22 protein-coding genes and 1 pseudogene are annotated in these 22,602 nt (G+C 42.2%); 21 read left to right on the top strand and 2 right to left on the bottom strand.

Translation table 11 applies throughout. From position 1 onward, the window contains the following. Positions 1-118 precede the first annotated feature (118 nt). Positions 119-388 carry a hypothetical protein gene (locus tag NT178_17120; GenBank protein MCX5814243.1) on the bottom strand — a complete coding sequence of 90 codons (270 nt, stop codon included), beginning with the start codon at positions 386-388 and terminating at the stop codon, positions 119-121. Positions 389-471: 83 nt separating this feature from the next. Here NT178_17120 and NT178_17115 point away from each other — a divergent pair, with 83 nt between their 5' ends. Beyond that, complete coding sequence (locus NT178_17115) at positions 472-648, top strand: hypothetical protein (protein ID MCX5814242.1); 177 nt, start codon at positions 472-474, stop codon at positions 646-648. Positions 649-765: 117 nt separating this feature from the next. Here the strand turns inward: NT178_17115 and NT178_17110 are convergent, their stop codons facing one another. Next, a complete protein-coding gene (locus NT178_17110) occupies positions 766-903 on the bottom strand; it encodes a transcriptional regulator (protein MCX5814241.1) in 138 nt (45 codons plus the stop codon). Positions 904-1,327: 424 nt separating this feature from the next. Between NT178_17110 and NT178_17105 the strand changes: the two genes are divergently transcribed. The 20 genes and pseudogenes from NT178_17105 (at position 1,328) to NT178_17010 (ending at position 22,463) form a co-directional block, all read left to right on the top strand. Next, positions 1,328-1,528, top strand: a complete 201-nt coding sequence (locus tag NT178_17105; GenBank protein MCX5814240.1) for a BrnT family toxin — start codon at positions 1,328-1,330, stop codon at positions 1,526-1,528. Next, positions 1,509-1,865 carry a hypothetical protein gene (locus NT178_17100; protein ID MCX5814239.1) on the top strand — a complete coding sequence of 119 codons (357 nt, stop codon included), beginning with the start codon at positions 1,509-1,511 and terminating at the stop codon, positions 1,863-1,865. The genes NT178_17105 and NT178_17100 overlap by 20 nt, the downstream gene beginning before the upstream one ends. 201 nt (positions 1,866-2,066) lie before the next feature. Next, positions 2,067-3,621, top strand: a pseudogene (locus NT178_17095) (GDP-mannose dehydrogenase). A 16-nt stretch (positions 3,622-3,637) separates the two neighbouring features. Further along, on the top strand, positions 3,638-4,006 hold the full coding sequence (locus NT178_17090) for a four helix bundle protein (GenBank protein ID MCX5814238.1): 369 nt from the start codon (positions 3,638-3,640) through the stop codon (positions 4,004-4,006). 85 nt (positions 4,007-4,091) lie between these two features. Further along, the gene (locus tag NT178_17085; GenBank protein ID MCX5814237.1) at positions 4,092-5,123 is read left to right on the top strand and encodes an SDR family oxidoreductase; all 1,032 of its coding nucleotides are present in this window, start codon (positions 4,092-4,094) and stop codon (positions 5,121-5,123) included. Positions 5,124-5,245: 122 nt separating this feature from the next. After that, positions 5,246-6,244: a Gfo/Idh/MocA family oxidoreductase gene (locus tag NT178_17080; GenBank protein ID MCX5814236.1), complete on the top strand. Its 999-nt coding sequence runs from the start codon at positions 5,246-5,248 to the stop codon at positions 6,242-6,244. 23 nt (positions 6,245-6,267) lie between these two features. Further along, positions 6,268-6,624 carry a four helix bundle protein gene (locus NT178_17075; GenBank protein MCX5814235.1) on the top strand — a complete coding sequence of 119 codons (357 nt, stop codon included), beginning with the start codon at positions 6,268-6,270 and terminating at the stop codon, positions 6,622-6,624. Between the two features lie 2 nt (positions 6,625-6,626). Further along, positions 6,627-7,262 carry an acyltransferase gene (locus NT178_17070; protein ID MCX5814234.1) on the top strand — a complete coding sequence of 212 codons (636 nt, stop codon included), beginning with the start codon at positions 6,627-6,629 and terminating at the stop codon, positions 7,260-7,262. Positions 7,263-7,289: 27 nt separating this feature from the next. Beyond that, complete coding sequence (locus tag NT178_17065) at positions 7,290-7,649, top strand: four helix bundle protein (GenBank protein ID MCX5814233.1); 360 nt, start codon at positions 7,290-7,292, stop codon at positions 7,647-7,649. A 61-nt stretch (positions 7,650-7,710) separates the two neighbouring features. Next, positions 7,711-9,042, top strand: a complete 1,332-nt coding sequence (locus NT178_17060) for a DegT/DnrJ/EryC1/StrS family aminotransferase (protein MCX5814232.1) — start codon at positions 7,711-7,713, stop codon at positions 9,040-9,042. 78 nt (positions 9,043-9,120) lie between these two features. Then, positions 9,121-10,116, top strand: coding sequence for an SDR family NAD(P)-dependent oxidoreductase (locus NT178_17055; GenBank protein ID MCX5814231.1), 996 nt, complete (start codon positions 9,121-9,123; stop codon positions 10,114-10,116). Positions 10,117-10,162: 46 nt separating this feature from the next. Further along, positions 10,163-11,272 (top strand): DegT/DnrJ/EryC1/StrS family aminotransferase, encoded by a 1,110-nt coding sequence (locus tag NT178_17050; GenBank protein ID MCX5814230.1) that lies wholly within the window; start codon positions 10,163-10,165, stop codon positions 11,270-11,272. Positions 11,273-11,300: 28 nt separating this feature from the next. Continuing rightward, positions 11,301-13,208, top strand: coding sequence for an asparagine synthase (glutamine-hydrolyzing) (gene asnB / locus NT178_17045; protein MCX5814229.1), 1,908 nt, complete (start codon positions 11,301-11,303; stop codon positions 13,206-13,208). 2 nt (positions 13,209-13,210) lie between these two features. Beyond that, entirely contained in the window at positions 13,211-14,209 is a 999-nt protein-coding gene (locus NT178_17040) for a hypothetical protein (protein ID MCX5814228.1), read from the top strand. Positions 14,210-14,250: 41 nt separating this feature from the next. Beyond that, on the top strand, positions 14,251-15,021 hold the full coding sequence (locus NT178_17035) for a methyltransferase domain-containing protein (GenBank protein MCX5814227.1): 771 nt from the start codon (positions 14,251-14,253) through the stop codon (positions 15,019-15,021). 146 nt (positions 15,022-15,167) lie between these two features. After that, the gene (locus NT178_17030; protein ID MCX5814226.1) at positions 15,168-16,733 is read left to right on the top strand and encodes a hypothetical protein; all 1,566 of its coding nucleotides are present in this window, start codon (positions 15,168-15,170) and stop codon (positions 16,731-16,733) included. Beyond that, positions 16,730-18,112, top strand: coding sequence for a radical SAM/SPASM domain-containing protein (locus NT178_17025; GenBank protein ID MCX5814225.1), 1,383 nt, complete (start codon positions 16,730-16,732; stop codon positions 18,110-18,112). Before NT178_17030 ends, NT178_17025 begins: the two co-directional genes overlap by 4 nt. Beyond that, positions 18,105-19,547, top strand: coding sequence for an oligosaccharide flippase family protein (locus tag NT178_17020; protein ID MCX5814224.1), 1,443 nt, complete (start codon positions 18,105-18,107; stop codon positions 19,545-19,547). The genes NT178_17025 and NT178_17020 overlap by 8 nt, the downstream gene beginning before the upstream one ends. 107 nt (positions 19,548-19,654) lie before the next feature. Next, positions 19,655-20,911 carry a CapA family protein gene (locus NT178_17015; GenBank protein ID MCX5814223.1) on the top strand — a complete coding sequence of 419 codons (1,257 nt, stop codon included), beginning with the start codon at positions 19,655-19,657 and terminating at the stop codon, positions 20,909-20,911. After that, on the top strand, positions 20,883-22,463 hold the full coding sequence (locus tag NT178_17010; protein ID MCX5814222.1) for an asparagine synthase-related protein: 1,581 nt from the start codon (positions 20,883-20,885) through the stop codon (positions 22,461-22,463). The genes NT178_17015 and NT178_17010 overlap by 29 nt, the downstream gene beginning before the upstream one ends. Positions 22,464-22,602: the final 139 nt, after the last annotated feature.

The raw sequence follows: 22,602 nt of genomic DNA, 5'->3' as shown, positions 1-22,602 counted from the left end.
TTATGGTTATCCGTTCCGTCAAAAGTGACTATCTTCGTGTAGCCGTAGCCGATATCAATGCCTGTTATCATGTGTCATACCTCCTTTAATATTGTTAAATTAGGGTATTGCAGCCTGATCATGACGGGTCGTTTTTGGTGCGGCCTGTGAGCATCTTTCTGACTCCGCCGAACATTCTTTCAATGTCTACCCCTCCGGCTGTTGCATCATTTTCTAAGGGGCCATTGCCTTTTGTATCGATTTCAGACAGAGGAAACCTTTTCATATACGCCCTGATCGCATTGATTATCACCTTTCCCCGTTCCGACCGGGGAAAATCTTCGAGAAAGTTGATCAGTTCCTTGTGTCGTTCATCGTCTACCGAAAACCTATAAGCAATTCTCTTCATGTCTGTTTTCTCCTTTCATATGTTCTATGGATGTATTACTTCTCTTGTGACAAAACATTAAGAAACATTAAGGAACGTTGTTTTTGGATGAAAAGAAAGTTACGAATCTTAACGAGACGTATCACGAGATGATAAGAGAGGAAAGTATTATCCCCTCCGATGGAACAACGCCGGGCGGTACTCTGAGGGTATGCAAAAACGTAATTTTTTATTTTTCTGAAAACTCAAACTGCAAGCCTTTTTATGTAACCAAAATTTAAGAAACTACGCATCTCTTTGTTGTGTGAAGGTTAGCCTGTCAGTCTCTTGCCGCAAAAAAATCCATTGATCATTCGCTACACTGGCTCATAGAAGCATCGCTTCGGCGATATCACTTTTCATTCCTTCTTCAAGTTGTCAATGATCTTGGAGGCCTCAGTTTTGTCCATTTCAGCTTTCTTGGCGATATCTCCAGGCCTCATAGGTTTTCCTTCCTTTTTCATTGCATCCAAAACTGTTTTTTCTTTCGCATCCATACACATTGCCCCCCTTGATCCTCCTTAATGCTTATGACGTCTATGATGAGCGCAGTACAATAGAGAATTCTCTCTTTTGCGAGGCAAAGCATCGAATATCCAGATCCAAATTTAACATTGAACCTGAATACCCTTTATGATATAGAATACCCATTGCATAAAAAATGAGCATTGGTAGCATCGGCATTTGTTCTTCAAACAAAATTAGCTGTGCATGCATGGAGTTTTACGTATACCTCTACGGCGGTAGCTTGCCTTTTTTGCTCTACGCTATGAGCCATGAACTATTTATTCATGAGCCTGCTCCCCGATGCCCCCTGAAAAGAGGTAACTTGTGAGTTATCATTTCGAATGGTATTCGGATAAAGCAGCAAATAACTTACAAAAGCATGTGATAACCTTTTAAGTTTAAGAGGCGACAACCGTGTTCGGTGACCCATTGGCTCTGCAAATATCCGACCCAGACCACTCTTTGTGCGAAGAACGGTTTGTCATTTTGGGTATGGCGCACAGAATGCGCCTGCTTCTGGTGGCCTATGCGGAAAGGGGCAGGATGACACGGTTGATCAGCGCCAGACAGGCAACCAGGCGAGAACGGAGGCAATATGAAGAAGGAAAAAACTAAACAAACTCTTCAAGCGCGTTCTGATGAGGATACAATGCGGCTGGAATACGACTTTTCCGAGGCGGTACGGGGAGTGACGGCCGAACGGTATGCGCAGGGAAGCAACGTGGTGGTTCTCGAACCCGATGTGATTCAAATTTTTCCCAATGCAACCGCTGTGAATGAAGCATTGCGTGCATTAGGAGGTATCATTCGGAGTGTCCCACGCCCGAAAGCCCGCAAAACGCTAAATCTCAAAACCTGGTCTCCGCAGATTTGCTCTTTGTTTTTTTTTGCACTTTCACGATGCGCATTACCTTCATGGCATCCACTATCCAGATTTTCAGTTTTCTCTTAACCCTATAAACTCTACAAACCCATTGCCTATGGCCCATCAGCAATCACCTGTCTTCTTAATGATAAATAGCGTCGGAGCTCCGACACTCCTCCTTTGCGTTGACGAAAATGACCGCCATGAAATGACCTGACAACAACAAAATAAAAGCCTTTCAAATGAATGTATTATCTGCGATTACTTAACGAAAAAAGGAGGAAATGAATGAGCCATAATATCTCAATTGCGCCGGATGGAACACAATACGCGTTACCAACAAGCGAAGATGATTACAAGCAGGAGCTCGCCCGAATCGAAGCGCTTGTCTCCGAAGCCCACTCAAAAGGTCAGGAGATTGTTGTTGTCATGGGCGTCGGTTTTGTTGGCGCCGTTATGGCAGCGATTGTTGCCGATACCATAGACGATACCGGTGCTCCCTCCAAATTTGTCATCGGTATGCAGCGGCCCAGTCTCCGCAGTTACTGGAAGATTCCAAAGCTCAACGAGGGAATTTCTCCCGTTAAAGCAGAAGATCCCGAAGTAGACCCCATGATCCGGCGCTGCGTTCTCGACAAGAAGACCCTCACGGCGACCTTCACCTATGACGTCCTGCAATTTGCGGATGTCGTGATAGTCGATGTCCAGCTCGATTATACGAAAACACAGCTCGGAAATGTTCGTTCCGGGCATGTTGAGATGACCGCCCTGGAGGAATCCTTTGATATCATTGCCCGGCGTATTAAGCCGCCCGGCTATGAAGAAGATCTTCCGTCAGCGTGGTATCGAAAGTGATCCTCTCCTTGCGCACAGTTATGAACGGGTTATGCCCGGTCGCGACTACGTGGCATCCATCAGGGATTTCTGGCGTGTCTGCAGCGGTATCAATGAAGAGTCAAGAAAGAGAGTAGAAAAATTTCTGAATGAAGTGCTCAACACTAAGAAATTCCCCCTTACTGTCCTTGACCGCCCCATCGAATCGGAAACGGCCAAGATTGTTGAAAATAGTTACCGTGCAACCATACTTGCCTTCCTCGATGAGTGGAGCAGGTTCGCCGAGCAGAACGGTGTGGACATCATGAAGGTGATCAAGGCGATCAAGATGATCTTCCCCGGTCCCGGCATTGGCGGCTACTGCCTTCCAAAAGACGGCGGTCTCGGTATATGGGCATATAAACATATCCTCGGATTTGAAGACGATATTTTTAAGATAACACCGCTTGCTATAGATATTAATGATACCCGCGCACTTCATGCGGCCCAGCTTGTCCGCGATGCCCTTCGGAATATGAACAAACCCATAGCAAATGCAGAGGTATTGGTCCTCGGTGCCTCTTATCGTGAGGATGTAGGTGATACACGTTACAGCGGTTCGGAGATACTCATCCGCAGACTTACAGAGATGGGTGCAGAGATACGGGTCCACGATCCTTATGTAGAGCAATGGTGGGAATTTACCAACCAGGAATCATATCCCGATAACAACAAAAGTGTTTTTTTCAGGAATCAGAAGAGGTTAAACGATCTTGTGGTCTTAAACGATCTTAAATCTGCCCTTAAAGACATTGATGTCCTTGTACTTGCTGTTCGTCATGAAGAATACCTGAATCTTGATCCTGATGAGATTGTGGGCTTAGCCCAAAAACCCATAGCTGTTGTTGATTGCTTCGGTATCCTCGACGATGAAAAGATTAAACGGTATCTTCAGTTGGGCTGCGAAGTTAAGGGATTGGGGAGAGGACATATAAGAAGATTGAAAGAAGAAATGAAAGGAAGCTCATAGCTCATAGTGAAAAATCATGGATGATACAAAATTCAGCTTTGAAGACCTTGAAGTCTGGCAGAAGGCTGTTGATTTTTCCTTAAGAGTTATAAATATTATCGAAAATCTTCAGACAGAAAGGAAACATTATCGTCTTATTGAGCAACTGGAGTCAGCAAGTACGTCAATAGCCCTAAATATCGCAGAAGGTAAAGGAAGATATTCTAAAAAAGAATTTGTTCAGTTCCTATATATTGCAAGAGGTTCTCTCTTTGAAACGATTACCCTTTTGATCATTTTCTATAAAAATGCGTGGATAAACGAAAACCAACTTACTGAACTGAAAAAGCTTGGAAATCAAATCGGTAAAATGATCTTTTCGCTAATTTCATCCATTAAGGGTTGATCTTTCTGTTGCCATGAGCCATGAGCTACGAACTATGAGCTATCACATCCACCATCCACATTAACCGCAAAGGAAACTATAAAATATGAGCGAATATGAGAATGTAAAAGATAAGCTAAAACAAAACCCCAAAACCTGGCTTATCACCGGTGTGGCGGGTTTTATCGGTTCTAACCTCCTTGAAGCCCTTCTCAAATTAAACCAGCGGGTTGTTGGATTGGACAACTTCCTCACCGGGCACATGAGCAACCTTGTAGAGGTTAAATCACTTGTTCCTCCCGGGCAGTGGAGCAACTTCACCTTTATTGAAGGCGATATTAGGGATTTGGCGACGTGTCGGAAAGCGTGCAGTGGTGTCAACATTGTCCTTCACGAGGCAGCCCTCGGTTCTGTGCCCCGATCCATAGAGAACCCCATCGCGACGAACGAACACAATCTTACAGGCTTTCTTAATGTGATTGTTGCAGCCAGGGACGCAAACGTTAATAGGTTTGTGTTTGCCACTTCAAGCTCTGTCTATGGCGATCATCCGGCGCTGCCTAAAGTTGAAGATCAAATCGGCAATCCTCTCTCCCCCTACGCTGTGACGAAGCAGGTAAATGAGAAATATGCTGAGGTTTTTACGCGTGTCTATGGGATGGAGTGCATAGGACTCCGCTATTTTAATGTCTTTGGTCCCCGGCAGGACCCGAATGGTCCGTACGCTGCAGTTATGCCAAAATGGTTTGCAGGCTTGATAACCGGGGAAGAAATATATATCAATGGTGACGGTGAAACAAGCCGGGATTTCTGCTTTGTGGAAAATGTAGTACAGGCCAACCTCCTTGCCGGTTGTACGGAAAACACTGAAGCGGTGGGCAATGTCTACAATATTGCTTATGGCGGGCGAACCACACTAACAGAACTTTTTATGATGATTCGGTCTCTTGTGTCAGCATCCGGGCATAAAGGGTTGCAGGCTAATCCTGTTTACAAGGATTTTAGATCGGGCGATATTCGCCATTCCCTCGCAGATATTAGTAAAGCGAAGAGTCTTCTTGGCTACGACCCTGAATACCCTGTCAAGAATGGATTGGAAAAAGCGGCGAAATGGTATGTCAGCCGGAGAGATCGATAACCTTCACCAATTGGATTGTAGGAAATGGATCAAAAACCTTGTCTCTCTCAAAGGCGCTGAGTGGGTGAGAAGTGAAATTAAGTTCGAATTCTATAGAGTTAAAAAAATGCAATGAGGATGAAATGAAAAACTTTGTTTTACTTGGTGCGGCTGGATTTGTTGCACCACGCCACATGAGGGCAATAAGGGATACCGGCAATAGCCTTGTCGCTGCGATGGATAAACATGATGCGGTTGGGTTAATTGATAGCTATTTCCCGAATTCTGCTTTTTTTGTCGAGTTTGAGCGTCTTGACAGGCATGTTGAAAAGCTTAGGCGTATGGGAGATGAAAGGAAAGTTCATTATGTTAGCATAGCTTCCCCGAATTATCTTCATGATGCGCATATTCGCTTTGCTCTCCGGGTAGGCACTGACGCCATTTGCGAAAAACCCCTTGTTCTGAATCCCTGGAATATTGATGCACTGAAAGAAATTGAGCAAGAATCAGGCAAGAAGGTTAATACAGTTCTTCAGCTACGCCATCATCCCTCCATCATAGCCCTTAAACAGAAAGTTGACGCATCCACTATCCACCATCCACCATCCACTGATTGCCCCTCGCCCCTCGCCCCTCGTCCGAAGTATGATATCGATTTAACATATATTACTTCCCGCGGCCGTTGGTATCTTGTGTCCTGGAAAGGCGATTTGGCAAAATCCGGTGGATTGGCAACAAATATAGGCATCCACTTCTTTGACATGCTTCAGTGGATTTTTGGAGGCTTTAAATCAAATATTGTACACATTTCAGAACCCCTGAAGGCAGCAGGATTCTTGGAGTTGCAGAAGGCAAGAATAAGGTGGTTTTTGTCGATTGATAGCAACGACCTTCCCGCGGTTGCAAGGAATACCGGGAAAACAACATATCGTTCAATCACAATTGACCAGGAAGAATTAGAATTCTCTGAAGGTTTTGCAGACCTCCATACAGTTACGTATCAGGAAATCCTGAAAGGCAATGGCTTTGGACTTGAAGATGTAAAACCATCAATAGAGATGGCCTTTGAGATTCGGAATGCAAAACCTGTTGGGTTAAAAGGTGAATATCATCCGTTTTTGAAAGCGGTGACTGGTGGATAGTGACTGGTGGATAGTGAATAGAAATGAAAGATTTTAAAGAATTAGAGGTTTGGCAGAAAAGCGTGGATTTTGTATTAAATATTTATGAGACTTCGAAAAGCTTTCCCCATGAAGAAATGTTCAGCCTAACCAATCAGATGAGAAGATCGGCAATATCAATACCGTCCAACATTTCAGAGGGATTTTCAAGAAACAGCACTAAAGAATTCATACAGTTTCTCTATATAGCGCTTGGCTCATCAGCAGAATTAGAAACACAAATTTTAATCTCACATAAACTGGGATATCTCATTGATCCAGCTAAACTGATCGATAACCTCACAACAATTAAGAAGATGCTTAATACCCTCATTTCATCATTAAAAGGAAAAACAAAATAGTCATGAATGACCAACCACCAACCACCAACCACCAACCACCATATTATGTCCATTCATCCAGTTTCATTGACCCCGATGTAGAAATTGGCGATGGTACTAAAATCTGGCATTTCAGTCACGTTCTGAGTGGAGCCAAGATCGGTAAAAACTGTATAATCGGACAGAATGTATGTATAGAAAGAGATGTTGTAATCGGAAACAGTTGTAAACTCCAGAATAACGTTTCGGTATATAAGGGTGTGACACTTGAAGACGAGGTCTTTTGCGGTCCTTCGTGTGTATTTACCAATGTTTATAATCCCCGTGCCTTTATTGAACGAAAAGCTGAGTTTCGGCCTACCCTAGTCAAGCGTGGTGCCACCATCGGGGCCAACGCAACTATCGTTTGCGGCGCGACCATAGGAAGGTATTCATTAATAGCTGCTGGGGCCGTTGTTAAGATGGATGTTCCCGATTACGCCATCGTTGCTGGTGTCCCTGCCAAGCGGGTAGGGTGGGTGTGTAAATGTGGAACGACATTGAAATTCAATGGTAAGGAGTCAGGCGTAAAGAGTGAGGGGTTAAAAGCCACATGCACATATTGCGGCAATCATTACTCCATAGAAAATGGTGCGCTGAAGGTTGTTTCGGAACGATAGCCCACATTATGTCTTACGGTGTTAATTATGATGGATAAGCCTCACAAAAAGTTAGATGTTTGGAATAAATCAATAGAGCTGGTGGAACAGATATATCAAATAGTTGAGAAACTGCCGCGAAATGAGGACTATGGTTTGGCAAACCAGATGCGAAGAGCCTCAATATCGATTCCGGCTAATATAGCCGAGGGGTCTGCTCGACACACAAGCAAAGAATTTATTCAATTCCTTCATATTTCCCAAGGCTCACTCAGTGAAGTTGACACGTATATGGAAATCTGCACGCGATTAAAATACATCATACCTGATAAGTGCAGTGAAATATCAGCCCTGATGGATAAAGTAGACAAGATGCTGACAGGACTCATAAAAACTCTTCGGAAGTAATAATGTCACTCCTTACTCTTTACTGTTTACTCTTCACTGACATATGACTATGAAAATCCCCATGCTTGACCTCAAAGCCGAATACCTCTACATGAAAGCCGACATTGATGCTGCGATCGTGCGCTGTTTGGGACATCAACAATGGATTTTTGGCCCTGAAGTGAAAGAATTTGAGGACAAGGTTGCTGAGTATTTTGGTGTCAAACATTGCATCGGAATATCATCAGGAACTGATGCTCTTGTTCTTGCCCTTCGTGCGCTCGCAATAAAAACTAAAGGCCAGGAATATTTCGACCACTCCGATTTGATCATCACCACACCATTCACTTTTACAGCCACCGGTGATGCTATTCTACATGCCGGTGCCACCCCTCTGTTCATCGACATCGATCCCGCTACCTATAACCTCGATCCATCCAAAATACGAGATGCCGTCAGGAGTCAGGAGTCAGAAGTAAAGGGTTTAAAAAACACACCTTACTCCTTACCGCTTACCCCTAACCGCTACGACCTCTCACTCCTCACTCCTCACCCCTTACCGTCTTCAGTTGTCGGCATCTTGCCGGTGCATTTATATGGTCAACCTTGCAACATGGATGAAATTGTGTCTATCGCTTCTGAACATAACCTGTTCGTTGTAGAAGATTGTGCACAAGCGTTTGGTGGAGACTGGCAAAAGGCACCCCAGTGGAATAAAGAGAAAAAAGGCATTCCACAAGGTAAAGATGGCGAAAGGCGAAAGGTTGGAAATATTGGTGATGTAGGCGCTTTCAGTTTTTTTCCAAGTAAAAATCTTGGTGGTTTTGGTGATGCAGGAATGGTCTCCACGAATGATGACGAAATCAATGACCTTGTCCGTATGCTCATTAAACACGGTGGTAAAGACAAGTATAATGTTGACCACATCGGCTACAACGCACGTATGGATACGCTCCAAGCCGCCATCCTTCTCGCGAAACTCCCCTACATTGATGAATTCAACACCCGCCGCCTCAAGATTGCTCAACTCTATATCGACGGCCTCAAAGATATCCCCGGTGTCATATTACCAGCCACCAGCTACCAGCCACCAACCACTGAATCTCTGCCCTTAGCCGAGTTTGATTCACCCCTCGCGGGGTTCGGGCACGTCTATCACCAATATACAATCAGGGTAAAGAACGGCAAGCGGGACGCGCTCCAGCGCCATCTGAAAGACGCTGGTATTGAAAGCATGGTCTATTACCCCGTGCCTCTCCACAGAATGAAGGTTTTCGAGGGAATGTGTATTTATGGTGAGCTAAGTGAAGCTGAAAGAGCAGCCAACGAAGTCCTCAGCTTACCCGTCGAACCGTTACAGAGCCAAGAGATCATCTTCCGTATAGTAGAAGCCATCAAGAAATTTTCTACATAATTATGTTGTATTTACTTTTGACATTTTATTTCTCAAGTGCATATGGTTCGTGAAGAATTTTAAATCAAGGAGACGATAATGGATATTCGTGCATCTAAGATATTAGTTATTGGTGGAGCAGGTCTTATTGGTTCTCATGTTGTCGAGGAGTTGCTGAAAGAGGACGTAAAAGAAGTCATTGTATATGACAACTTCTGTAGGGGTACACACGAAAATCTTATAGACGCACTTAAAGATTCCCGTTGCCGTATTTACGAGATAGGTGGAGACATCCTCCAGACAGATATACTTGATACTGCGATGAAGGGTGTCGACGGCGTGATCCACCTGGCGGCGCTGTGGCTTCTCCAATGTTATGAGTATCCACGTGCAGCTTTTGATGTGAATATCCGCGGTACCTTCAATGTTCTTGAAGCGTGTGTGGCCAATAAGATCAAGCGATTGGTCTACTCCTCTTCCGCATCAGTCTATGGGGATGCAGTTACGGATATCATGGCCGAAGATCACCCTTACAACAACTGGACCTTCTACGGCGCCACCAAGATTGCAGGAGAGCACATGCTCAAATCCTATCACAAGCGCTATGGACTTGAAGGCGTGGGTCTTCGGTATATGAATGTCTACGGCGCCCGCCAGGACTACAAAGGAACGTACATCGCCGTCATGATGAAAATCCTCGACAATCTGGACAATGGCCTGCCGCCTGTGGTCTATGGGGACGGCAGTCAGGCCTACGATTTTATTTATGTAAGCGATGTCGGCCGGGCAAATGTTTGCGCCTTAAAAAGTGATGCTCCTTTTGGTTTTTACAACGTGGGTCGGGGCATAAAGACCTCCATCAAAGAACTGACGGAGATGATTCTTAAAATCGTAGGATCAAACCTTCCCATCCAATACGAACCGGCAGGACTTACCTTCGTTACCAACCGGGTGGGCGACCCTGTTGCGGCAGAGCGCGATCTTGGCTTTACCTGGACCGTCGATTTGGAGGAAGGCCTGCGCTGCCTCGTTGAATGGCGAAAGACCCACATGGAAGAAGTGGAACAGAGACGAAAAAAAGCGATCAGCTTATAGATAACAACTCATAGCTGAAAGAGAAAGAGGAGCTGAAAAAGAGACGATGAAAATACCGTTGATCAAACCGTATATAACACAGGAAATCAAGGACAAAGTTTGTGAGGTCCTTGATAGTGGCTACCTGACGGAAGGACCTGTTACGAAGGAATTTGAAGAAGCATTCAAGGATTACATTGGCTGTCAACACGCCATCGCCGTTACCTCCTGCACAACAGGTCTGGAAATAGCACTTCGCGTGCTTAAAATAGGGCCAGGAGACGAAGTGGTCGTTCCGGATTACACATACCCGGCAACAGCCGATGTTGTTGCTATTGTAGATGCAAACATCGTCATTGTTGATGTTTGCAGAGACACTATGCTCATCGACTACGACGCCCTGGAACAGGCCATCACCCCCAGAACTAAAGCCATCATCCCTGTGTCCATCTTCGGTAACCCCCTGGATTATGACAGGCTCAATGCCATCAAAGAAAAATACGGTGTTCGTATAATCGAAGACGCTGCATGTTCAATAGGAGGCGAGTTCAGGGGAACCAAAGCTGGTAACCTTGCTGACGTTTCCGTCTTCAGCTTGCACCCACGTAAATTTATCACCACAGGTGAAGGCGGCATGATCACCACCAACAATACTGAATGGGCCGCCTGGATGGATTCATACAAGCATTTCGGTATGGGTGAATCGCCAACCCGGGAAGGCACAGTCTTCGCGCGCATCGGCACCAATTACAAGCTGAGCAATATACTCGCTGCAGTTGGTCTCGTCCAGATGCGACACATCAATGAATTACTCGCAAAACGAATCGAGCTTTCAGAGAATTACATATTATTATTGAAAGATGTGTCTGGTATTAATATTCCTGCCACGACGCCATATGGAAAAAACTCCCGACAGTCCTTCTGCGTGTATGTGCCCGACCGTGATGGCATCATTAAACAAATGCGTGAAGAAGGCATTGAAGCCCAGATAGGTACTTATGCCATTCACATGCATCCGGCGTTTGCTGAAGGCCCTCAAATCATTCACCATGGTTCCTTCACCGATAGCCGCTACGCCTATGACCATTGCCTTGCATTGCCCCTGTATCATGGTCTTATGTATAGTGAACAGGAATATATTATCGACAATTTAAAGAGATGCTTAACTATTCACTAACCACTATCGACGATCCACTGGTTTTATTATGTGCGGCATAGCAGGCATATTCAATTTGAACGGCGAGCCCGTTTCTCCGGTTCTTCTGAGGAAGATGACGGATGCGATCGCCCATCGCGGGCCGGATGGCGAGGGGTTCTATATCGACAGCTTCATCGGCCTGGGCCATCGCCGCTTGGCGATCATTGACCTTTCACCCGCTGGCCATCAGCCGATGGCCACGATCTCCAAGCAATATGTGATCTCGTATAACGGTGAGGTCTATAACTTCCAAGGATTGCGCACTGAACTGGAAGCATTAGGCCACCAGTTCCGCTCGCGAACAGATACGGAAGTCGTTCTCCATGCCTACAAGGAATGGGGCGAAAAGTGCCTCGACAAATTTAATGGTCACTTTGCCTTTGCTATCTGGGATAAGGTAAAGCAGGAATTGTTTCTCACCCGTGACCGCTTCGGTACCAAACCGCTGTACTACACCTTTGCCGGACCCTATTTCATTTTTGCCTCAGAGCAGAAGGCGATCATCACCCACCCGGCCGTCAAAAGAGAAATCGACTTGGAAGCACTCCTCGAATATTTCACATTCCAGAACATCTTTACCAACCGGACCTTGCTCAAAGGCATCAAGCTTTTTCCAGCTGGTTCCTATGCTTTTCTTCCCCTATCAGCTATGAACCAAGAGTTAAGAACTACGCGCTATTGGTCCTGGTATTTCTCCGAACCGGAAAAGCTGCTGAGCGAAAACGAATACGTCGAAGAGTTGGATCGTCTATTCTGCCAGGCCGTGAACCGCCAGCTTGTCAGCGATGTGGATGTGGGCGCTTATCTGAGTGGTGGCATGGACTCCGGCTCCATCACGGCCATTGCCGCAAAGCAGCTTCCTTATATGAAAACTTTCACTTGCGGGTTTGATCTGCGCACTGCATCAGGCCTGGAACTGGGCTTTGACGAGCGTGAAAAGGCCGAATACATGTCCTACCTCTTCAAGACGGAGCACTACGAGATGGTACTGAAGGCCGGCGACATGGAGCGAATCCTCCCCAAACTGGCCTGGCATCTCGAAGAGCCCCGCGTCGGTCAGAGCTATCCTAATTATTATGCAGCCCAGTTAGCCTCCAAATTCGTCAAGGTCGTTCTTTCCGGCGGCGGTGGTGACGAACTCTTCGGTGGCTACCCGTGGCGCTATTACCGGGCCGTGGATCCAACAGATAATTTCGAACAGTACGTAGATAAATATTATCTTTACTGGCAGCGCCTCATCGATAATCGCTATTTAACGGGGATTTTTGCACCTGTCTGGGACCAAGTAAAACACGTCTGGACGCGAGACATCTTCCGGGATGTCTTTCTGAAGCACGACCACCGACTTCAAAAACCGGAAGACTACGTCAATCACTCCATGACGTTTGAGGCAAAAACCTTCCTGCAAGGTCTTCTGCTAGTGGAAGACAAGCTGAGCATGGCCCACGGCCTTGAAGTAAGGATGCCTTTCTTGGATAACGATCTTGTTGAGTTTGCCTTGAAGATTCCTGTTAAACAAAAGTTGATGAACCTCATGGAAGCTTCGCGTATCAATGAAAACGATCCACGGCCCAAACAAGATATTTACTTTCAGCAGCATAGGGATGGAAAGCTTATTCTCCGCAAGGTCATGGAAAAGTACATCCCTACGGATATCACACACGGTATGAAACAAGGATTTTCGGCACCGGATGCAACTTGGTTCAAAGGGGAGAGTATTGATTTCGTGAAGAGAATCATCTTCGATAGCAAATCCAGAATATATGATTATTTTGACCCGAAAGCTGTTCAAGAGCGAGTATCTGAGCATCTAGAAGGCAAGCTCAATAGACGGCTCTTTATATGGTCACTGATCAATTTTGAGTGGTGGTGCCGTTCGTTTATTAATAATTGCATCAATGTTGATCCTTCATAATTATGGATTACTCTTGTATTAGAGCAGTTCGAATCATTAGAAGCATAATTGAAAAGCTCAATTTGAATTTAAGGCATACAATTGTTCTTACGGAGGTCGGCTCTGAACATTTTTTATATACACCCATTATTCCTGCGCTTGCAGGTGCGGAAAAAGTGTATGCAATAGTGAAAGATTCTAAGTACGGTAAAGGATCTGATGTTAAAAATAGATGTATATTCGTCGCAAAATATTTAGGGCTTAATAATATTGAAATATTTGTGAATCGTCTACCGAAAAGATATGTCCATGAAGCTGATATTATCACAAATTCAAATCACATCAGGCCAATTGATAAGACATTTTTGTCAGCAACGAAGCGCAATGTTGTAATTCCATTGATGTATGAATCGTGGGAACTTCGAGTAACTGATATTGACATAGATTTTTGTAGGAAATTGAATATAAAGGTTGCAGGTACTTGGGAAAACCACCCCAATATTAAAGTATTTGATTATGTACGAAACTTATGCATAAAAATGGCATTTGAAGCAGGTTATGAAATATCAGGTAATAAGATTATAATCTGGTCAAATGATCAATTTGGAAATCAAGCATACATTGCTTTCAAATTATTGGGAGCCAAAGAAATCATTATTTGTAATAGTTACGAAAATCTAAAAGCGAACTTAGATAATGTAGATTTTGTTTTTATTTGTGATTATAAGCAAGAAAGAGATTATTTCAATAGGCTTGATGGATTATGGAATATTGAAGAATTAATAAAAATTAATAATTATTTTGGTGTCATCCATTTATACGGAAATATCAGTATTGATTCATTGAAGGAATACAGCGTCAATATTTATCCGAATATTCAAGGAAGGTCAAATATTATGTCATTAAGCTTAAATCACGTGGGTCTATTGCCGGTGATCAATCTCTTGGCAGCAGGCTTTAAGGTTGGAGAAGAGATGCTTAAAGGTGAAACGTCTAACTTGTATCAGCCGATAACATTTTAGAATCAATAAAGCTCTGCCATTGTTTCTTGGAAATTGCCATAATGATGGAAAATAACAAAATAAATACCATAGATGAAATCTCTGCAGAATTAGCTGGGAATGATCTTGCATTCTACCGTAGAGTATGGAGTACAGATATAGATGTTTATCGTGCTCGCCTAAAGGCGATTGGCTTCATGGGGATGCAGAATGTTCTTGACGCAGGCTGTGGAATGGGCCAGTGGACAATATGTTTAGCAGAACTGAACGAAAAAATATGCGCTATTGACTATTCAAGCAAGAGAATAGAAATAGTGAGACAGTTGACCGATAAATTTGAAATGACAAACATTGAGACTAAGTGTAATTCAATAGACTCACTGGATTATCCCGATAACTACTTTGGTGGCATTTTTTGTTACAGTGTATTATTTTTGACAGATTACAGGAAGTCGCTACAAGAATTCTACAGAGTATTAAAACCTAATGGTAAACTATATGTATGTACAAATGGGTTAGGTTGGTATTTATACAATGTGATGTCACCTCATAATCCAACTGAAGATTATGATCCAGTAATCGATTCAATAAATGCAATAGAAAATTCTTTCTCTTTCTTGTCGCTGGGAAAGCATCAACCAGGAAAACACCTCTTTATTCCAAGTTCTTTGCTGTTAAAAGAACTTAATGTAATCGGATTCAACAATGTTAGAGTCGGTGCGGAAGGAACCTTAAAATCGGATTATGAACAGAACGTAGAGAGCTTTTTTGCATCGGAATATCGTGGGATAGAGTGTGTATATGAAATTCTGGCGAATAAAAAGCCTATATAACGTCCAACTGCTTCAGTTACTGTTACATTTATGCAAGCCAGGAAAATATTTTCAGAATCCAATTAATCACACCAAAAGCATAATGCAAATGTCGTAAATCATAAAATTGAATTTAAATATGGCTATTTGAGCAAGATGATATTTTAATGAGCGTTACTTTATTAAGCACATCATTTTTATTGATAATCATTTTCTGGTCTTTAATGCTCCGTTTATTTACTTTTTCACACGATGGGAGCGATAAATATGTTCATGGTCTAATTATTGACCTAATCAAATTAAATAAACATAGATTCATTAGTAAAATAGAACCATTCTTGTATGGTAGCAGAATGGGTTATCCGCAATTAGTGCATTGGGTACTTTCATTTTTTAATGATGAAAAAATCGAGCAAATAGGAGGATACCTACCTGTCGTATGCAATGTTATGATAGGTATAATGCATTTATTTTTTGTAAATCTTTTTTTATCCCAAGCCGATCCCGATTTACAGCCTGAATATCTGATAGCCATTTCAGGTTTGCTGTTTATTTCCTCAGGTTTATTTTTTAATTTTAATAATGCGCGAAACCAGGGTCTAAGTGCTCGAGGCGTAGCAATTGTATTAGTGTCAGTATACATTTATAGTTCAATAAATTACATTACAACGAGTTCACTTATTTCAGCTTCTATATGCGTGTGTATTACAGTCTTAATTTTCTTGTCAAATTTATTTGCTGTACAATTTATCTTGTTTACCAGCATACCTGTTGCAATACTTTCTGGTAGCTTTGCTTTTATATTATTCCCTATCATCGGTTTCGCAATATTCTTCTTTCTTTTTCGGGAAACTGCGCTTAATTGGCTGAAATGGCAATGGGGCCATAAACGTTGGTATTACAAATACGGTGCAAAATATTTTCTATTAAGTGGGCGTGAAAGCATTTGGCGTGATTTTATATTTGATGTCTGGAAAATGGCAATAAGCAATTGGAAGAGGGCCACAGTGTATTTGTTTTATAATCCTGCGGTTGAGGTTGTCTGGGGGGTGCCAATCCTTGTTCCCTTGCTATTTTATTTTGTATGCCTAAGTAACGGCAAGAAACACACGATGAATGACAGTCAAAACATATTGCTGATATTTATTTATTCTGCATTAATTGTATTTATTATAACATCTTTTCAAAAAACTCGCTTTCTGGGTGAACCTGAAAGATATATAGATTTCATTATAAGTCCTATATCAATTATTGGTACATTAATATTTAAAAATAATTTAAAAATAATAATAATTTGTATTATCATTGGCTTCGCGAGAATTGCCTTAATTGCTGCCTTAGGGTCAACGAACTCGAGAAGGGCAGAAGATGACCCTTTGACGGTATTGAGAAAAAAAATAGACACTATAGGTGGAAGTTCCATCAGGCTTCTATCCAACAATATGGAAGTAACAAAAAGACTTTTGACCCCCAATATTAAGGTTTATTTTGGATGGGCGATACAAACTGAATTCGGAAAGCATCACTTCACTGATATATATGATTATTATCCGATTATTAAAGAGAGCATGATAGTTCCTTTAATTAGAGAATATGGCATAAATATGGTGATCATTGATCTTGCACATCTAACGAGTGACATGGATAATCTGTTTAGAAGTATAAAAATATCGATTGTATTTCAAAATGACCGATATAAAATGGTTCAGGTAATTGAGGGTCAGAAAAGATGAATAAAAAACGAAGAATTTTAATCGTGAGCGGTTATAAAAACGTAAACCCATGTAATATTGGAAATACGGATGATAATTATTTTGCATTAGTCTATCCGGATAGAGAAAATGATACAATCAAGTATGATCATTTTAGTGAAAGTAGTCCCGATTATAGATTTGGAGTTGTTTATCCGCTAAAAAGAGAAAAGGGAATTAAGAATGTAATAAGTGTAATAAAGGAGCTCCTAAAAATCAAGAGGGATAATAAATGGGATGCCGTGTACTTTTTTAATCCAGATTCGAACGTAACTTTAAAATTGTACATATTATCATTTTTATTTTATCCTGATACCTGCTTTATGTTCGATATGGAGTATAAAATAAGTAAAATTAATTTATCAAGCAGTCTTAGTGGAATTAACAATTTTTCGAAAAACATCAAAAAAATAAAATACTGGTATCCAGCCGCCATTTCAAGGAAGATTAAACTATCCTACAATATAGGGATGCCAAGTACAGCTATTATTGAGAATACAAATGTTTGCGATCAGAGATGTCCCATATGTGAAACCGGCCTAAGAATATTGGAAAGGCCCCGTGGTTTTATGGGATATGATAATTTCTGTAAAGTAATTGACAAAATTTATAAGTATGTACAAAATGTGTCCATTTATTACATGGGCGAACCCTTTTTAGATAAAGATATTTATAGGATGATTAAATATGCAAAAGAAAAAGGCTTACGGACAACAATTGCCACCAATGGAAACTTTTTGGATATAGATAAGCTATTTTGGTCTGGGTTGGATAATATTGATTTTAAGATGAGCGGAATGGATGCTCAATCGCATGATAAATATCGAGTGGGTGGAAGTCTTGATAATGTAATCAAGCATGTCAAATTAATTATCCGTGAGAAACGGGTAAGGGGCAAACTATCGCCGTATGTCGGCCTAGGTTTCATTGTGATGAAACATAACGAACACCAGAAACAAAATTTTTTGGATTTTGCTAAAGATTTGGATGTGAATAATTATAGATTTGTTAAAACTTGTATTCGCACAGTAGATCAGGGCATAGCTATGTTGCCTGAGGACAGGTCTTATTGGATATACGATGAAAACGCATTTGATGAGGGGCGAATTGAACCAAAGTGGAAACCCGATAATGCATGTGGCCCAATATATCATCAAGTGGTGATTACCTGGCAGGGCGATGTACTCCCTTGCTGTAGGGACGTGCATGGGCATCATGTCATGGGGAATATATTTGAGGACATGGATTTTAGAACAATCCTGAATAACAAAAAATATATAAAATTCAGGAAGCTTATATTGACGAATCAAAAAAATATTAAGATTTGCTCATTGTGTCAGGAATTTGCTTCCTATGAATAGCATGCGCACTCTCGGAAAAGAAGTGATTATATATGGCATAAGCGGTACTATTGCCAGATTTATAGGTATGTTTCTTATGCCAATTTATACAAGGATTTTTACACCATCGGATTATGGAGTTATAGGAATGATTAATATAATTGGCTCTGCCGTGGTCATTGTTGCAGATCTCCAAATAATTCACGGCATGGCACGATATTTCAATGAGACGGAAGGAGATGAAAGAAGATCGTTAATAGGTACAGGATATTCCTTTACTATTGGACTTGCTGTTTTATTTGGGTTCATCATATTTTGGGGATCGACTCTTTGGAGTAGTCTTATCCTTCACACGACAGATTATGCTGAGCTATTTAAATGTTTAGGTTTGCAGATACCATTAAGTGTATCTTTTTCTTACATGTTGTATTTATTACGTTTACGACACCAGCCTGTCAAGTATATGCTTGCCACACTGGGTATGGCCTTATTTAGCATTCTTTGTGGTGTGCTGTTAGTTATTTATATGAAGCTCGGTTTAATTGGTGCTATCTTGGCGCAAGTGTTAGGCTTTGTATTTGGTAATGCGATCGCATTATTCTTTGAATATAGGGATCTTAAAGTAACTATTCATTGGAATAAATTAAAACAGATGGCCGCATTTGGGTTTCCCATGGTTCCGGCTGTCGCTGGTACTTGGTTGCAGCAGGTATTTGGTCAGGTGCTTATATTGTCTATGATAAGCTTGTCTGAATTAGGAATTTACAGTGTTGCTTTGCGCGTTGCGTCCGCTTTGTTTTTATTTCAGATGGCGTTTGCTTTAGCCTGGAGCCCATATGCCCTGTCCGTTATGAACAAACCGGGAGACAAAGAAGCATATGCAGATGCGCTGAGAATTTATGCTTCCGTCGGTTTCTTAATTGCCATTCCTTTTATTGTATTCGCTCGCGAGATAATTGTAATATTGACCGATCCGAATTTTTATTCATCATACAAACTCATAGGCGTGACGGCAATCGCTGTTGTAGTAGAGGGTATTCCGATGATTGCCGGTGTTGGAACCATTGTTACTAAAAAGACGAAATATAATTCTATCGCATATTATGCCGGCCTTGTAGTCACCATTATAGTTACTATTTATGCTATAAAGGAATTGGGCGTAATTGGCGTACCATTGGGACTACTTAGTGGAAGACTGGTGCAATCTATTATCATCTACCATATTTCTCAAAAACTATATTTTGTTCAGCATGATTTAATTAAACTATATTTTGTAATGATGTTAGTCGTTGTAACATTGGCATTATCTGTGTTTATGGCGAATACGGGAATATTATTAAAATTAATGATTATGATTATAATGAGTAGCTGCGTGTTTTTTTTGTGCCTCCATACTGAGGTCGTTAAAGCTTATCAACTTGTATTTGCCAAAGCACAGAAAGATGCATCTGCCTGAAGTATCGGCTTCCGTTCTGTGGTGGTGGCAATCATTGCAGTAAAAATTATATTTGCGCTCAAGCAGGCCGAAAGCTTTTGTCGATGAGTGTACGTTCCTGAAGATACATGAAAAAAGAACCGCTCATATTCACACTGCAAGCTGATCCATCCGGATTGGAGTGTATCTTTGTCTCACCAACCGCAGAAAAAATAGAAACTGGTAGCGCCTGTATTCTCATCGGTGGTGATATTTGCCCAGCGCATAGGCTTGAGAAACCCTTTTGTGAGACACCAGTGGACCTGTTCAAGCATTTCGCCAAACCTTTTTCCCGCCAAGATTTGATTATCGGGAATCTTGAATGCCCCCTTACGAATAGAGGCGAGCCAATTCCCAAGACAGGCCCGCATCTCAAGGCGCGAACTGAATGCGCAAAAGGTCTGAAGGCACTTGGATTTGATGTTGTCACACTCGCCAATAACCACATGATGGACATGGGCGAGGCGGGGTTACGTGATACTTTGACAGCATGCCACGGCGCAGGCCTTATGACGGCTGGCGCCAGCCTTTCGTGGGCTGAGATAATTAAGCCTCTTGTTATAGAAAGAAATGGTCTGAAAATAGCGATCGTGGCATTAACGGAAAACGAGTTCTCGACCGCATCACCAGGGAACGGTATTGGCTGCAATCCTCTGAACTTGCCAGGTAATGTCAGGCAAATACAAGCTGCCCGCATTGAAGCCGATTTTGTCATTATGATTCTGCATGGCGGCAGCGAGATGTATCCGTTGCCAAGCCCTCAATTTGCCGACACATGCAGATTCTTCATCGAAATGGGCGCTGATGCAGTGGTCTGCCACCATACGCACGTCACATCCGGCCTTGAGTATTATCATGATAAACCGATTATTTACGGGCTGGGGAATTTCCTTTTTGATTGGCTGTCGCGACAACCCGATGATTGGTATCAAGGTATGGCTGTTGAACTTATACTAGAAAAGTATGCACCAATAAAAACGAGGATTTTCGGCTTTGAGCAGTGCAGGGAAGAACTGGGAATAAGAACATTTGACAATCAGGAAATAGACTTATTTAGAGATAGAATTGAAAAGTTATCCACGATTATTGCGAACCCGGATTTACTTGAAACCGAATGGGCAGCGTTTAGTCAAGGAAGAGAATTAAGTTACGTAATTGAATCTTTTGGATTGAACCGGATAGAAACATTTCTCTATAAGAAAAATATTATGCCATTCTGGCGCGTGAATGAACAAAAAAGGCTTTGCTTACTTAACCTGATACGTTGTGAATCACATCGCGATGTATTAATTAACGCCTTGTCTGAAAAGAAAATTTATGACAGCTTTACTAAAGAAAGAAAATAGAAAAATGTTAGAAACAAGTCTTCATCTGTATCAACCGGTACAATACATTTGTTCACAAAATGATTCGTTTTCGGATTATTCCACGGTTATTCGTGGAGGCGAAAAAAAATTGACATTAGACGTATCTGCAATCTTGTCAGTTTTAGCTTTTAATTTTCCCTGTGGTGATCGGACATTGTTTAACGAGATTAAACGCCAGCCTTGGCTTTCATCTATCTCGCAAGATGGAAAAGCAGTCCTTGAACCAATACCACCGCATGGCTTCTTATGGGACAAGACAGAGCGGGTTGCGGAAAGATTAAATTCTCTGTTACAAGAAGAAGCAGAACGTGTCTGTCATAAACGAGATGAAATATACATTTTACTCTCCGGGGGCCTTGATAGTCGCATTGTTGCGGGTACTTTATATGAACTTAGGAGAAAAGGTATCTTAAAGACCAATCCCATCGGCTTAACCTGGGGGTTGGAAGATTCTCGTGATGTTCAATATGCGAAGGCGGCTGCAGAAATGCTCGGCTTTGGTTGGAAGCATATCAATATTTCACCAGTGGAGATTCTCGAGAATATCTACGACGGCTTTCCTTTAATTGGCGGACTCGTGCCACCTTATCATTTGCACCGAATGCTATGGTTTAAAACTAATGTTAGTAAAGAGGCACTTGTATTGGCAGGCAGTTATGGTGACTCAATAGGCCGTGCCGAATTTTCGGGCAGGCATGTGTTAGAGCTTGACTTTCTAAGGCCTTATAATCCTTTTAATCTCATTAGACAAGATTGTCTTACACAGGCAATAGCGGGCATTCATAACGATCTAAGTTTATTGCACGAGAGGGCCGGCGGTCGAGAAACTCCAAAACATGCTTTGTGTGAAATAGAATTGCAATGCCATTACATGCGGGGGATGATTGCGCATGTAATGGCTGTAATCAACAACTGGTGTACGTTGTATCAGATGTTTACCGATCCTAAAGTCTATACATACATGTGGTCTTTGCATCCGTTGCGCAGAGATGATAGCATTTATGCCGCTTTACTGGAAAGAACCCATCCTGGGCTGGCTCGTGTGCCATGGGCCAGAACAAATAGAGCCTTGCAAGGGCGAACGGTTGGTGCACAAAATGTGTTGCGAAGGGAATTTCACGATTATGCTAAGTGGACTTCGTTTGTGCTCTACGACGAGATTCTGAAAATTGTTGAACCTGAGTGGTTTGAAAGCACAGGGATTTTTAACGCGGCACAGGTTCAGTTTTTGAACAAGGCAATTGCCCCTGGATCAGGACTTTTGAAAGACTATGATTTTAGACCCTATGATATTTGGTTCTGGTTGGCCGGATTCCGTAAAATGATTGAAAATCTTCAAGCACGGGGTCGTTATGTGCATAACGTTCAACAAGAAATTCAGCAAGAGCCCCCCCCGCGTTATTTTGAAAAACGTTCCTCTCTGCGCATAAAGTTAGCTAACACCAAAGTATGGGCTAAAACGGCTGGTTATTTTAGAAAGCGCATCGCAAAACGTAAAGCATTAAAAAAATGGCCTATTATGAAATTGTGACTTTCAAGGAAGGTCGCACAGTTGGCCACAGGAACTTTGGGTGTAGTGGGCGTTAGCTAAACTGAGAGACAAACGACTGTAGACAATCGGCAGCGCCGCTGGGTTTCGCAGGAGGAATAAGAGACAAAATGACTGATGC

This window comes from Pseudomonadota bacterium (assembly GCA_026388255.1).
GTDB lineage: Bacteria > Desulfobacterota > Syntrophorhabdia > Syntrophorhabdales > Syntrophorhabdaceae > JAPLKB01.
This window is presented reverse-complemented; position numbering and strand designations above follow the sequence as displayed.